Source organism: Streptococcus sp. 3109 (assembly GCF_013276905.1).
Classification (GTDB): domain Bacteria; phylum Bacillota; class Bacilli; order Lactobacillales; family Streptococcaceae; genus Streptococcus.
The window spans coordinates 1-15,345 of record NZ_VMLY01000016.1; the positions used below are offsets into that span (position 1 = coordinate 1).

The 15,345-nt window shown below is 39.9% G+C and carries 10 protein-coding genes and 3 pseudogenes; all 13 read right to left on the reverse strand.

Going from position 1 to position 15,345, the window contains the following annotated elements:
• Positions 1-224: pseudogene (locus HT698_RS07910) on the reverse strand (DUF4231 domain-containing protein); the annotation flags it as partial.
• Positions 225-535: 311 nt separating this feature from the next.
• Positions 536-3,838: a DUF1542 domain-containing protein gene (locus tag HT698_RS10380; protein WP_240147158.1), complete on the reverse strand. Its 3,303-nt coding sequence runs from the start codon at positions 3,836-3,838 to the stop codon at positions 536-538.
• Between the two features lie 790 nt (positions 3,839-4,628).
• Complete coding sequence (locus HT698_RS07925; protein ID WP_173219404.1) at positions 4,629-4,907, reverse strand: hypothetical protein; 279 nt, start codon at positions 4,905-4,907, stop codon at positions 4,629-4,631.
• Positions 4,908-5,906: 999 nt separating this feature from the next.
• Positions 5,907-6,329 (reverse strand): annotated as a pseudogene (locus tag HT698_RS07930) (hypothetical protein); the annotation flags it as partial.
• Positions 6,322-7,068 carry an ImmA/IrrE family metallo-endopeptidase gene (locus tag HT698_RS07935; protein ID WP_306416195.1) on the reverse strand — a complete coding sequence of 249 codons (747 nt, stop codon included), beginning with the start codon at positions 7,066-7,068 and terminating at the stop codon, positions 6,322-6,324. The gene HT698_RS07935 and the pseudogene HT698_RS07930, both read right to left, overlap by 8 nt.
• A gap of 12 nt (positions 7,069-7,080) precedes the next feature.
• The gene (locus HT698_RS10500; protein ID WP_001056000.1) at positions 7,081-7,425 is read right to left on the reverse strand and encodes a helix-turn-helix transcriptional regulator; all 345 of its coding nucleotides are present in this window, start codon (positions 7,423-7,425) and stop codon (positions 7,081-7,083) included.
• Positions 7,426-7,795: 370 nt separating this feature from the next.
• Complete coding sequence (locus HT698_RS07945; RefSeq protein ID WP_112445108.1) at positions 7,796-8,746, reverse strand: N-acetylmuramoyl-L-alanine amidase family protein; 951 nt, start codon at positions 8,744-8,746, stop codon at positions 7,796-7,798.
• A 376-nt stretch (positions 8,747-9,122) separates the two neighbouring features.
• Positions 9,123-10,493 carry an MATE family efflux transporter gene (locus HT698_RS07950; RefSeq protein ID WP_173219402.1) on the reverse strand — a complete coding sequence of 457 codons (1,371 nt, stop codon included), beginning with the start codon at positions 10,491-10,493 and terminating at the stop codon, positions 9,123-9,125.
• Between the two features lie 219 nt (positions 10,494-10,712).
• Positions 10,713-11,879, reverse strand: coding sequence for a recombinase RecA (recA, locus tag HT698_RS07955; protein WP_173219400.1), 1,167 nt, complete (start codon positions 11,877-11,879; stop codon positions 10,713-10,715).
• A gap of 54 nt (positions 11,880-11,933) precedes the next feature.
• Positions 11,934-13,190, reverse strand: a complete 1,257-nt coding sequence (locus HT698_RS07960) for a competence/damage-inducible protein A (RefSeq protein WP_173219397.1) — start codon at positions 13,188-13,190, stop codon at positions 11,934-11,936.
• Between the two features lie 88 nt (positions 13,191-13,278).
• Positions 13,279-14,331, reverse strand: coding sequence for an LCP family protein (locus tag HT698_RS07965; protein ID WP_000239275.1), 1,053 nt, complete (start codon positions 14,329-14,331; stop codon positions 13,279-13,281).
• Between the two features lie 7 nt (positions 14,332-14,338).
• Positions 14,339-14,857: pseudogene (locus HT698_RS07970) on the reverse strand (GNAT family protein).
• The gene (gene tsaE / locus HT698_RS07975) at positions 14,847-15,290 is read right to left on the reverse strand and encodes a tRNA (adenosine(37)-N6)-threonylcarbamoyltransferase complex ATPase subunit type 1 TsaE (protein ID WP_023945393.1); all 444 of its coding nucleotides are present in this window, start codon (positions 15,288-15,290) and stop codon (positions 14,847-14,849) included. Before tsaE ends, HT698_RS07970 begins: the two are co-directional and overlap by 11 nt.
• Between the last annotated feature and the right edge of the window lie 55 nt (positions 15,291-15,345).

Genomic DNA, 15,345 nt, shown 5'->3' on the forward strand with positions numbered 1-15,345 from the left:
AGAATCCCCTCACACAGCAAGCCGAGACTGGATAAGGCAACCGAAATCAAACGGTAGCGATCACCTGGCATAGGAATAGCACAAAAGACAGCTATGAGGAAACCTGCCACGATTTCTGTTATTTTTAATACCTTATAGCGTCTACGATGTTGAACGCTTTTCTTTAAAAAATGAGCTATCTGTACGTCTAATCGCTCTGTCAAGTACATTTCTTCTGGCGTCATGTTCGTAACCCCTTTCATTTACTTTGATAATCATAGTATAACATATTTGAATATCAAAGTATAGTAAAAACTGGACTATAGCTTATTATAAAATCCAAATATGAAATATTTGTGAAATAAGGGAAAAATATCACAAAAAGGATGGAACAAAAAGTTTCAAAATGATAAAAGCGCATAATACCTTGCCTTAAAAAGCTTGATATTATGCGTTTTATCAGAGAAAGATTTTCTGAATGTTCACCTCAAATTGAGTTTTTCCAACATTCTATCAATCACTATTCTAGCCGGCTTCTGACTAGTCTAGGCTTTACTTATCTTAACTGAGCAAGAATAGCTTTGAGTTTCTCAATCAACTCATCTTCTGTGTGGTCAGACTCTTTCTCATTGGCTAGGAAAGCAACTGCTTGAGCGAGAGCTTCTCGTGCTTGGTCGAGAACTTTGGCATCTACATTTGTAAGGTCGCTTTCTTGCAGAACCTTAGTCAATTCCTTGGTCAATTTCTTGAGTTCTGACTCTTTCTTACGACGAGCGATGAGGAAGAGAAGGAGACCAAGAAGGGCTAGCAGGCTGCCAATCATCGTACCGTATGGAAGATGACCTTGCTCTTTCCTTATTTCTTTCGTTTCTTCTTCATCCTTAGTTGCTTGCTTGCCTTTCAAGGATTCGAGTGCTTCCTTGACCTTAGCAGTCATCTCTTTCAAGCCTGCCTCTGTCAAGTCAGCATTTCTAAGGGCTTCTTGCCCCTCTCCGAGAATGACCTTCGCAGCGTCGATGACAGATTGATCAATACCATCCAAGTCTTTCAAACGAGTTTCCAAGTCTTGAATCAAATCTCTTAAGACTGATTTATCAACCTGTTTCTCTTGACTCGATTGAGTGCCTCCAGCAAAGGCTACACTTCTACGGCTACGGGCTGGTGGTGTCACACTGTTGTCAGTGTTGCCACCATTATTAGTGTTGCCACCGTTATTAGTGTTGCCACCATTGTTGGTATTACCACCGGTGTTGGTGTTACCACCATTGTTAGTGTTGCCACCGGTGTTAGTGTTGCCACCGTTATTAGTGTTGCCACCATTGTTGGTATTACCACCATTGTTAGTGTCCCCACCGTTATTAGTGTTGCCACCATTGTTGATGTCCCCACCGTTATTAGTGTTGCCACCATTGTTAGTGTTGCCACCATTGTTAGTGTTACCACCATTGTTAGTTTGCACGCTTGGATTGATGTTGTTGATGGCATTTAGTCCATCCTGCTTAGCACTGTCAACGCCTGCTTTATTGCTTGCATTACCAACATTCGTTTTGGCTTTCTCTAAAGCTTGATTTACTTGGTTTGTTGCGATGGCTTTTTCTTCTGTTGTTACGTGTTCAAGACCATTGATCGTTGCTTTCTTCTCTTTAGCTTTCTGCTCTAGCTCAGCTATCGCTTTCTCTTTCCCTACTGGGTTCACTCCGTTTATATTATCCAATCCCCGTTGCAAGGCATCATCCACCTCAACAAAGCTGCTGGCATTGTCAAGCTCACGTGTAGCTTGACGTGCATAGGTATCAACTTTTGCAGTAGCACTATTTTGCTCCACTTGGGATAATTGTTTATTCTTGCTAATAGAGTCGTTTTTTACTCGTCTAGCTTGCTCTATGTCATCCTTGGCACCCTCTTTCGCCTCCTGATATGTTCTGGAATGCCACTGATTGACAAGGAACGTCCATGCACCTTCATTTCCTCTCGTACCTACAGCATAGTCAAGCTTGTTGATATCGTTATTCCCTTGAGTATCGAAAGTTATTTTGTAACTATTGTCACCATTTCCCAGCGAAAAATAATATAAATCCGAACCACTATTATTTATATGTCTAAATTTTTCATTTGATTGCTCTTGCATCGCCTGAGTCTCATTTTTTCTCTCATATGGTTGGTTGCGTCCTGCACCATGACGAGCTAAATCCTCAAAGGTTGCTACTGGTAGGCCGCTCGGACTATGCCTGCTATCGATACCAGTATTACTAACTGTTCCTTTAGTCTGATTTCCAAAGCCTGTTGCAGAGTGTTTTAGAAGGGAAAGTAAATCCCCGGCATTAGAAGATACAGCAGTGGTGCCGCCACCTTTGCGATAAATACTAATACTATCTGTACCTGGCTTGTATGCCTGCCCCGAAGGGATCGTAAACCAAACACCCGTTCCAGGTACTCCTCTATGTCCATTATTTATCTCCAACTCCCAATGGAAACCATCCTTTGTAGGAGTTACTTTTGCAAGAATATAGGTTTTTGCATGATAGACAGGATCGGTCTTTTTGTTTATCAGTCTTCTACTAGAGAAAAACACATAGGTGTATCTATCGTAGGTTTTATCTCCCGACTTACCGTTTTCAATGTAACTTTCATGTCGATCTAAGGGACTTGTCGCCCTTGCAGACCTTCCACTGTAGGTAGCATTACGAAAGTCAGAGTAGCCACCATCACGTGGTTTAGGAGTTACTCCTCCAGCTGTAGTTTCCTCACCATATTTTTCTTCCAGCACTCCTTCGATGAGGTCTCGGGATTTTTTCAGGTCGACTAGGGCAGCGGCAAAATCTTCTTGGCTGATGGTATCACCCTTAGAAAATGCTTCATTAAACTTATCAGCTGCTGCTTTTGCTGCTTGGATTTTATCTTCCGACGCTTGATTTTCTTTAAGTCGTTTGACAATAGACTCTAATTCATCTTTTAGTCCATAGACGCCGTTTTCACCTTCTGTCGTATTGGTGTAGGTTGGAAGTTCTTGTCGACTAGGCTTTTCACTAGATTCAGTTTTTTCTGAGTTACCTACAGTTTCTGGGCTCACCTGATCCACAGCTGGTGTGGCTTGGCTCAAACCACCTCTTTTACGACGCTTTCCTCCACTTCCTTGATTGGTCACAGCTCCGTCTGGTGCAGAAAGCCCATGATTTGTCAGACTTGCTTCCTCTGAGACTGTAGAGCTTGGTAGCGACGGATTCAAGGCTTGATTGACACGGCGCGTAAGTTCTTCCATAGCTCTTACTTGCTCATCAACCTGCGCTTGCGTCGCTTTTGGGTCGTCCAAAACTGCCTTAGCTGCTGCTAGACCTGCTTCCACTTCATCGTGGAGCGCTTTCATGGAGCTAAGAGTTAGTTTTTCCAACAAAGCTTGCAGATTGCCTTGGAGTGATTTAGCTTCTGTCGTTTTAGTGGCAGATGTGGGCTGGTCTTGCTCTTTTTCTCTCTCTGATTGAGAAGTTTCTTGAGCAGCTGGTTTTGCCTCTGGTTTGGTAGGAGCAAGGGCATCTGTTTCCTGCCCCTTACTAGCGTCCTCGGCTTTAGTCTCTGGAGACTTTGACTCCCCTGTAGACTGGAGCTCAGCCGACGGTTCAGTCTGAGAGACCTTCTCTGGCTCTTCCCCATCTGACTCCTGTGGTTCCCCATCTGAATTTCCAGCAGATCCAGCAACTACATCACTGGCTGTTGCCGAAGATACTGCAGGTGCCTGCGCTTGCACCCCATTTGCAAAAAACATCAGAGCCGCCACAGCAACACTAGCAGCCCCAAAATGGTATTTACGAATGGAATAACGGAAAATTTTCTCTCCATTACCATCATTCTTTTTCTTAAACATAAGTGAATCCTTTCCTCGCCTGAGAGCTTCCCCGAGCTTAGAAAGCGCGCAAAAAGCCGATAGACGATAATATATCAACTATATAGTAACACTTCTGACATACAAATCAACCCCCTCGCTGACAAGATAGAGTCAGGAAAGGCAAGAAAAAAGCGACATATATATATATATATATATATATATATATATGCACAGGCATATAAAACCTTTTGATACAACCTATTTTTCAACAAATATACGATGGTTCTACTATGTTTATTTATGTATATCTTCTCTTGTGTCAATATTACATTATTGTTACATTTTGATTACACAAACATTTCAAAATATATGATAGAAGCCTGAGTATTTTATAGTAATTCCCTCTCTATAAACTAGGTCAACCAGTTGAGTGTGACACCCTATCCTCAGCAAAGGACTATGATCAGCATTTCCTAGCCACTAGGACGCTCCAAACCACCTATTTAAGTCCATCACTAGCTTGGTCAGTAAGATACCTACGGCAAGGCGACGCTGACGGGGTTGATGCGATTTTGGAAGAGTATAATTTTAACTTCTTATTTTTCATTCCTATTCCTTAAATAAAAAGCTCACTAAAAAAGTGAGCAACATTTCCAATGAGATACTTCTGTTGACGAGCGCGTCTCTCCGCCCCCTCATTGCCTTGCGAAGAGGCTTGGCGAATCGAAAGGAGGTGTTTTTTCCTGTTTTCAATTCTACTTATTTTTGCACATTTTTTTAATTTTATCAAACAAAAAAAACGCAAGCCGAAGCCTGCGAAAAGTTTTTTTTATAACCATTTAATTTCTTTCACATCTGTTTTACGAACTTTAGCATATTTCTTAGCGCTTGTAAAATGTAGAGTAACCGGTTTAAACACTCCACTTTTATCTCTTCGTAAACCTAAAATTGCGGATCTTTTGTTTCTATCTTCAAAAAATATGACGTCCAACTTCATAGTGTTTTTAGATAAATCTTTGGCTAGGATACAACAACTTGTTATCTTAGAATAGAAGATATCACCGATAAAACTATACAAAGATAGCCTTTCTATAACATCGTTGTACATGGGATTATTTTTATATTCTTCCAAAATAAAAACACCAGCTTGAATAGCAGGTATTGTTTAACTAGCATAATCTCGTGTGATTTTGTGCAAGCCAAATAAGTGATGTAAATCAGTCAAGCAAAAATCTACTTCGAAAGTCTCTAAATGCTTATAATTCGTTGATACTTGACATGTTTTTCCATCGAATTTCTCTTGATAATCTAAAATACAATCAAGTAATTTCAACGACAAACTCCATATTTTCTCAAAATAAAAAAAGCACGGGGCAGTTCTCACTACTGCCCAAAGTGGATGATTAGAGTCGGCTTCTCTAACTCCCTATGTTGTGCTTATTAGGCTTATCGCAAGGGAACAGTTTTTAGCTCTGCCAAGCCACATAGCGTGCTTACTACTATGTGTCCATGTCTCCATGGATTGCCGAGCGGTTTAACGACGTTTTGGGAGTCGGGATAACGAGAAAAGTGATACTTTTACGTTTTTTCCAACTTAATTATGACATCTTTCTTTAAAAAAGTCAATATTTATCGCTTTCTTTAACGAAAAAAATCCCACAAGAACGAATCCTGTGGGGAGATACACATTTTAGAAAAGCTTTCCTTTATTCTACTATTTTTCTTGTATTTTATCATTCAGTATGATAAAATACAAGTTTTTTGACAAAATAACCAAAAACTACTCGCTATCCCTTCTCACATTACCCTACATATCGTTTGATATGCGACTGATAGTTCAGGGAAACTTCAAGGACAACTTTTCTCTCATCCCCTATGCAGGACTTACGATTTCATTTCTACTCCTATAGGCTCAATTTGACACTTTTCTTCTTCGAATTGCTCATATGCCTACTGAATAGTGAGTTCGATTTATCCAAATTTATTTTTGTCTATTTTGATGAACACTTCCACGAAGATAGTCTGAAAAAGAATCCGCCCCAATTTTCCTTCTCTTTTTAAGCATATTATTCCAGATATGATTGCCCTCTTGTTCAGTAATAAATTGCGCTTTAAACGCTTCAACCAGTATATCTCCTGTCGTCATATGTTCTAAAGAAAATTCTTCTACATATGGTTCAACATCTCTTAGGTTATTACTTCCTAATATCCCGTTATGCTTTTTCGCTAAGGAAATAGAAGCCGCTTCTCCCTTACCAATAACCTTGTTACTATCATGATTTCTTGTTAAATTTCTATATAATTCGTATTCCTCAGTTCCAATGTCTATGCTCACAATCTCAGCCGAACCCTTAGCTACTAACTGGTCTATCCTAGATTTTAAGTGGGGAATTGTAGGTATATTGATTTCATCATACACCTCTTGTGGAATAACAATTTTACCCGAATAGAGCTTTTCTAAAAGATGTTCAGTGCCAACCCATAAAAATGCTGAAATACAATCTGTATCAATAAATACACGACTAGTCAAACGACAACTCCCCCTCTTCATCTAGCCCATATACAATATCATATCTGAAAGCATCTAATAGCAGTTCCTCATACTTCCCTTGCGAAATTCTGTTATTTTCTAAAAGTTGTTCAGTCGATTTAATATAGTGTCCTAATACCATTTCCTTTTTACTTTCTGACAAAGGACGATATAAACTTGTATCATAGCCTAATCTTGAAGCTGTCTCTATAACACTAATATCCATCTTTTTAATTTCTTCTGCATCAAGGTATCCATCATTCCGCAATCTATATAACATAGCTTTATGACTGATACCATAAAACTGACCTAATTTTATAATATCTTCTACTTCAAGATGAGTTCTATTAGCATTTTCTCTTATTTCCTCAACCATCCTATACAGTGAAGATGGGGAAATTAAAAAATATGAAGCAAACTGATCCGCTTTTCTTTCAGTTTCATCTCCTTCACCAATCAAGATAAGACTGACTGAACTCTTCTTCACCTCATCATAATAAAGATGATACAATTCATGTGCTAAAGAAAATCTTTGCCTTCCTAATGACATGTCTGAATTGATTACAATGAGACTGGACTGAGTTCCTTTATAACAGACTCCGCTAATATTCTTTCCGAGTCCATAAAATACCAGCGTCAAATTTTCTATCTTTTGTACCAATTTAAAAATATCTATCGGCGCTTCACCATCAGCTCCCAACTTTTTTCTAAGATTTGAAGCTTTATTACTTAAATCCATTTTATCAATCATTTATTTTGTCTCCAATAGCTGATCTATCTCAAATTGATTCAATACAATTTTATTGATTTTCGCTAAAACTTTAAGATCTTGGTCTACTATTTTATTTTTTCTAAACGATATTACACACTGTTGTTCAGCTTGTTCGCCAAACAAAAGATATTCAACCGTACAGCAAAACAGGGCAGATAGTTTCTCAATAACATCCGACGTGATATTCCTTTCACCTTTTTCCATTTTGGCAATCATGCTTTGATTCAAAGACAAATATTCAGCAATCTTATCTTGAGTAAGATTTGAAGATATTCTAAGTTCTTTTATTCTTTTTCCAACATCACATACATTTATCATATTCATACACCTCTCATAAAAAGAATAGCACACTCTTGTCATAAAGTCAATTTTTTAAATAAAAAAATTATGACAAAACAAGGAAGCAATTTATTGGTGCTGCTTAAAAATCCAAAAGTGATGATAGTAAACCTATTTGATGAGTTCCTATCAAAAATCATATCTTCAACCTCAAAACAGTACTTAAAGCTATCCGACTCGGTTTACATTGTCAAATTTAGATTTTATTTGAGCATAACTTTCTAGTTTGCTTTTTGATTTTTATTTAATATAGTAGCAAAAATTGAAGGAAATATCTCCACAAGAAAACGCATACTATTAAGCTTTTTCAAGGCCTAATAATATGCGCTGTTCTGATTTGAAAGACATTCCATTATTATTTTACTGTTATCAAGCCTTCAGGCTCGACTGTAAATTCTGGTTTTTCTGCTATCGTGCCATCTTCTTTAAGGTAATACCAGCCATCATTTGATTTGACAAAGGCATTGGAAACCATGTCCCCATTTTGACTATCAAGATAGTACCAAGTCTCCTTGTATTTGATCCAGCCTGTTTTCATGGCTCCTTCTGCGTCGAAATAGTACCACTTCTCAGCGATTTTCTTCCAGCCTGTCGCCATTTCGCCTGACTGATCAAACCAGTACCAGTTGCCGTCTATGTGCTTCTTCCAGCGGTCTGCAAGCATATAGCCTGAACCGTCAAAGTAATACCAGGTACCATTGATTTTCTCAAACTTATCTTTTGGATAAGAACCGTCTGAGTGTACATACCAGGTGCCAGTATCGTTCTGTTGCCATCCTGCTTCAATCGTCAAGCCGTTTTCAATATCCTGCTTGAATTGCTCACGGCTAATACCCCATTTGGCAAGATAAGGATAGGGGTCAATGTGATCTGAGTTGTTGTCAGGTTGGTTATTGGTGCAGTATTCGTGTGTCTTGATACCTGCCAAGTCGTCTGTATCAAGTGTTTTCGGTATACCAGCTTCATCCGCTAGATTGCGCAAGAGTTCGATATAGAGACGATAGTCAATCAGAAACTCTTCTTTTGATTCATGGCTTTCAATCAGTTCAACTTGTGCATAACCTTCTGCATTCCAACCGCCCCCAACGTCCCAGGCACCATTATCAACAGGTCCTACCTGCATAACACGACCATTACCGACTACGTGAGAAAAGAAGCCCAATTCAGGATCTTTTCTGTAATGGTAGTCAGCCTCATTTTGAACCGTTGAGTTGCGGTTGCCTGTGGAATGGGCATGGACTTGCCTATATGGTTGCACGCCGACTTGAGGCAAATCTGTTCTTAATTTACTCACATCAATTTCCATATTCTACTCCTTATCAATTAAAACAACTTATTTTTTTACAATCCAGAGCTAGAAACTCCTTTATTTCTACCTTACAAAGAAGACAATCTTAGTCACGATTAGGCTTGTAGATAGAACTTCAAAACGCACTATTTTGACATTGTAAATAGGACTGATAAGGTCTGCATTCTATCTACAACAACACCCCAGACTAAAAAGCTTTTCAAAAGTATATTTTTACAGTCTCTATATGTCCTTTTCATAAATACTATACTTTATTATATCATATAAAAGAAGTCAAAAGTATATTAAACTATTTTCAAGACCAAACTAAAGATGACAGCACAAGTTTTTTCGATTTTCACTAGAGGAAATGGATTTTATTTAGCAAATCGAGCTATGATGACACTTTTGTTGCCAATATGGTCTTGCCTTCTTTTATCAAGGGGTGACGAAACAGTGAGAAATACAGTTGAATGGTCATGGCAACCCAGATTAAGGGTTCGCAGAGGATAACTCCCTTATAGCCTGCCCAAGGGATAATGAAAACCACAAAAGCGATTTTCCCGATTAGTTCGATAAAACTAGATACCAGAGGAAGGATTTTTTGCCCCAAACCCTGCAAGCAATTGCGATAAATCAACAAGAGACTCAAAATAGGATAAAAAACTGAGCTGATTTGCAGATAGAGACTTCCATTTTCTACCAAGTAACTATCTGTCGAACTAGCCAAGAAGGAAACCAAGGCTGGACTGGCAAAAAAGAGGAAGATACAAACAAAAACTGCCCAGGATATACTTAAACGACTGCCGATTCGAAGGCCTTGAACAATACGGTCTGGGCGCTTAGCTCCTAAATTCTGAGAAGCAAAGGTCGTCATCGAGGCAGAAATAGCGGTCATAGGAAGGAGGGCGAAGGCCATAATGCGGCGAGCTGCCGTCTGGGCACTAATAATCACAGCGCCAAAGGTATTGACAGAAGACTGTAAAATCACACTGCCGATAGATACAATCGAACTCATCAAGCCCATGGCCAAACCTTGCTCCAAGAGATCTGCGTACAAAGACTTATCCCATTTGAAATGCTTGCGCTGAGGCAAAAGTTCTGGCACACTCTTACGAATATAGTAAAAGCAGAGAACCGCTGATAAGCCTTGCGAAATGATGGTAGCAAGGCCCGCAGATTGAACCCCCAGTTGCAGTTGCGTAATGAAATACAAATCCAGAACCACATTAACCAAGGCAGAGAAAATCAAAAATCCAAGGGCAGCTAGACTGTCACCAATGGACCGCAACAAGCCTGCAAAGAGATTATAAGCGAAGCTAACACCGACACAGGTCACAATCATAGATATATATTGATAGGATTGAGGAAGAATTTCTACGGGAGTATCTAAGTATTGCAAGAGAGGATACAGTCCCAGAAAACCCAGCAACATAACCACAATACTCAACAGAGCACCTAAAATCCAGGTGGCTGCTACTGCTTCCTTGATTTTAGTAAAATTCCGAGCTCCGTAATATCTGGCAATGACAATCCCCATGCCATTGCCAACACCAAGAGTAAATCCTACAATCAGGTCAAAAATCGCTGTCGTCGCCCCTACCGCCGCCAAGGAATCTTGACCAAGAAAACGCCCAACAATCAAGACATCAGCAGTGTTATAGAGTTGCTGAAAAATATTGGATAGCAAGATTGGGAATGCAAAGCTTAAGAGTGAGGAAAGAATAGAACCATGAATCAGATCCACTGTTCGTTTTTTATTCATAAGGCTATTATATCAGCTTTCTAGTGGAGCGACAAGAAACAGCAAACTATGCGTGAGCTGAAAACTAGAAAAAGACCACAAAAAGCAGTGAATTTTCTCCACTACTTTAACAGCTTATACTCAGTGAAAATCAAAAAGCAAACTAGGAAACTAGCCGTAAGCTGTACTTAAGTACGGTAAGGCGACGCTGACGTGGTTTGAAGAGATTTTCGAAGAGTATTATTCTTCAATTTCGATTTCAAGCTCATCGCCTAGGTCAAGGGTTACTTCTTCATCCACTGAATCTGCTTGAACTGCCTCATCTTTTTTAGTTTCAACACCTTCTGCAGAAGCTTCTTCTCCATCAATCAAACCAAATTGGACACGAACTTGATGGTCAATCTCATCAAAGACTTCTGGGTTATCTGCCAAATATTTCTTAGCATTCTCAGAACCCTGACCGATTTTTTCATCCTTGTAAGAGTACCAAGCTCCTGCTTTTTTGATAATATCCAAATTGCTTGCAATCTTCAAGAGCTCACCAGTCTTAGAAATTCCTTCTCCGTACATAATTTCAACTACGGCTTCCTTAAACGGTGGAGCTACCTTATTTTTTACAACCTTAATCTTAGTTTCTTTACCGACATTGGTTTCTTTTTGGTCACCAGTTCCCTTAATTTGTGTATTACCACGAACATCCAAGCGGACTGAAGCATAGAATTTCAAAGCACGTCCACCAGGTGTTGTTTCTGGATTTCCAAACATGACTCCAACTTTTTCACGCAATTGGTTGATAAAGATGGCAATTGTTTTGGTTTTATTGATAGAAGCACCGAGCTTACGCATAGCCTGGCTCATCATACGGGCCTGCAAACCAACGTGGTTATCTCCGATATCTCCATCAATTTCCGCACGAGGAACAAGGGCAGCAACTGAGTCGACCACGACAAGATCTACAGCACCTGAGTCAATCAATTTTCCCGCAATCTCAAGACCTTGCTCTCCTGAGTCTGGTTGTGACAAGAGCAATTCGTCAATATTGACACCAAGAGCCGCAGCATAAGCTGGATCGAGGGCATGTTCCGCATCGATAAAGGCTGCAATCCCACCTTCTTTTTGCGCTTGCGCAACTGCATGAAGAGCAACCGTTGTCTTACCAGATGACTCTGGTCCATAGATTTCAATGATACGTCCCTTAGGATAACCACCTGAACCAAGGGCAATGTCCAAAGCTAAAGAACCTGAGCTCATCACTTGCACCTTTTGCTCGGCACGTTCACCCAAACGCATGATTGAGCCTTTACCGAAATCTTTCTCAATCAATTTAAGAGCATCATTCAAGGCTTTTTCGCGTTCAGCCCCGAATTTTTTTGAAATTTCATCTAATTTTTTTGGTTTTTTCGCCATTCTATTCTCCTACATTCTAATGGTCCTCGGACCTATCTACTATTATATCAAAAGTTAGTCACTTAATAAAGCCTTGCGAACTAGGTTAAAGGCATGCATAACCGCAATGTGACGTACATCTGCTCGACTTCTGCCTCCAATATTCACCTTGATGACCTCAGTTCCATGCTCTTGAGCCAAGCCTATGAAGACTGTCCCAGCTGGGTGCCCTTCTAGGCTATCTGGTCCTGCCACTCCAGTCAAACTAATTCCAAAATCAGACTGGGTCTTGCTTCGCGCCTGCTCAGCCATCTTCTGAGCTGTAAATTCAGACACCACACCGTGCCCTTCCAAATCCTTGATAGGAATATCCAACATTTTTGATTTTTCTTCCAAGCTATAGGTCACAAAACCACCCTTAAATATACTTGAAGCTCCTGAAAAATCCGCTACCCTAGCTTGGAAAAGACCTGCTGTCAAACTCTCTGCAGCCGTGATGGTTTTCCCTTGTTTTTTCAGTTCCTCTACCACAATGCTGGCTAAACTAGTCTCTTCCCCATAACCATAACAAAGTTCTCGTAAAGAAAGGCCTTCAAAAGTTTGGCAATTCAAGATTTGATATTCCAAGATATCCAGCGCCTGATTTGCCTCTTCTTGACTGCTAGCCTTTGTTGACAGACGCAAGGTTATCTCTCCTGTCTTGGCATAAGGTGCCAAGGTCGGATCGGTCTGATTATCAATTAAATCAGCCAAAATCGTCACCAGCTGACTTTCTCCAATTCCAAAGAAACGAAGAACTCGGGAATACAGCTTGCTCCCTGTCATCAACTTGGGTAGAAGTTGGTTTAAGACCATGGGTTTCAATTCACTTGGCGGACCAGGAAGGACGACGTAGGTCACTCCATTGGCTTCCAAAATGCCTCCCACAGCCAGTCCTGTTTCGTTTGGCAGTGGAGTCGCTCCTTCTACAATTTGAGCTTGTCTTTCGTTATTCGGTGTTCGGGCATAGTCTGGTCTCTGGGCAAAAAAAACATCCAACTTCTCCTGAGCCTGAGGATCGAAGACTAATTCTTTCCCTAAAAATTTAGCTAGAGTTTGTTTGGTCAAATCGTCCTCAGTCGGCCCCAAACCGCCTGTCAAAATCACCAGACTGCTGCGTTGACTGGCAATCTCAAGTAAAGACAAGAGACGAGCTTCATTGTCTCCTACAGCCGTCTGAAAATAAACATCTACCCCAATCTCTGCTAGTTTTTCCGATAAAAACTGGGCATTGGTGTTGACAATCTGTCCTGTCAAAATCTCTGTTCCAACAGCAATGATTTCTGCTTTCATGTTTCCTCCTACCTATCTATTCGTATTTTTTTGAAAAAATCGCAGGAATTTTCCTACGATTGATTTTTTATTTTTATCAACAAATGAACTATTCTACTTCATTTGTTACAAAGACACCTTGTTCTTGATTATCTCCATCACCAACAGGCACCCGTCCAAACAAATCTTCAAATAAGACCGCATTGGTTTCGACCTGGGTAACTTCTTCTTGTCCCAAAGAACGTCGGAGTAGATTTTGCATTTCCAACATATGGGCTCTCGAAACAACCTGGTAAGAAACACCTTGAAGCATCTCTCCTTCACCCTGCAACTGCTGAGTTTCAATGGTTTTAAATGAATCTTTATAGCCTAGCAAGTTAGGGATACTTTTTGCAGACAAATCAATATTGGTCTGCATATTGTCACTCAAAGCTTTTAGAATCTCTTGATAATGACCAACGCTATTTAAACTGAGAGCTTTTTCCATGACTTTTTGAATAACTTCACGTTGACGTTTTTGACGACCATAATCCCCCTCAGGATCTTGGTAACGCATTCGTGCATAGACTAGGGCTTCTTCTCCCCCAATATGTTGCTCCCCAACACCGATAGAAATGGTATTAAATTCTTCTTGGTCACTGATAGAAATTGGGAAACCTAGGGTATTATTGACTGTAATACCACCTACTGCATCCACTAGTTTTTGCAACCCTTTCATATTGACCATCACATAGCGATCAATATGGATATTCATCATTTTTTGAATGGTTTCTATAGCAAGCTCTGCTCCACCATCTGCATATGCTGAATTCAGTTTCGCTTCATGAGCCTGACCATTCCCTGATTCAATGCGGGTCAGAATATCCCGCTCTAAACTCATCATCGTTGTTTTTTTTGTTTTAGGATTCACTGTCATCAAGATCATGCTATCACTTCTACCGACCCAAGTTTCAGTTCGTTCAGCATTTCCAGTATCAACCCCCATTAACAGAATGGTCAAAGGTTCAGTCGCTTCAATAACCTTGGTTTCTTCGCCGATTTTTTTATAGGTTTTAGCTAAGGTTTCTGTCCCTTGTTGATAAATAGTATAAGCAAAAATACCTGCTCCTACTACAGTTACAGAAAGTAAAGCTAGCACCATTCCAATAATTTTTTTAACCATATTTCTACTAATCGATCAGTTTACCCATCAAGTAAACATCGATAAATTTCCCTTCTTCTATATATGCTCCACGCTCTTGGCGACCTTCAATGACAAAGCCATGCTTTTGATAAAGATGAACTGCAGCTTGATTACGAGTTTGGACAGTCAGTTAGAGACGACGCAGAATGCCACTTGCTTGTGCCCACTCTATCGCTTCCTCTAGCAACAAATTTCCCAATCCATTATTCCAATATCTTTTTCCAATCACAATGAAGAGATCTCCAATATGACGGACTCTCTTGCGCTGGTCAGCTGTAATATTTACAATACCAGCAATTTTATCATTTAAGAATGCAAGTAAGGTTATCTGATTGTCCGAACTAGCTTGCTCGTTGAGGAATATTTCCATCTCCTCACTGGTCAAGAGAATACCATCTCTGTCTAGGCTGGTAAAATCTGTCTCCAAACTTACACGATTTAAAAAGGCCACTAATTCAGCTGCATCTTTAAGCTCTGCTTCCCTAATGAGCAATTCATACTCCATGTTGAAGCTCCTCTAAAAGCTTTTCTGCACGCAAACCCTTTGCTTGGAAATGTAATCTGCGACCGTCTTCTTCTTTTAAAATTTCCAACTCTAAATAAGTATCTGGCAAGGCATCTCCTAAGAGATTTCCCCACTCAATAACAGTCACTCCGCCACCAAAGAGAAATTCATCCAAGTCGATAGAATCCGCATCTCCTTCAATACGATAAACATCTAGGTGATAAAGTGGCAGTCTGCCTTCATACTCTCTTACGATAGTATAGGTTGGACTTTTAATCATTTGAGAAATCTGTAAACCTTTAGCAAGTCCTTTAGTAAAGGTCGTTTTACCTGCACCCAGTTCTCCAGTTAAGATTAAGACATCATTCTTTGCTAATAGATGACCCAAACGCTCCCCTAAGGCTTGTAGCTCTTCTTCATTTTTTGTGTACATACTCTTATTATACCAAAAACTTTTCTTTTGTGTCTATTTTCCTGCTAAACTTACC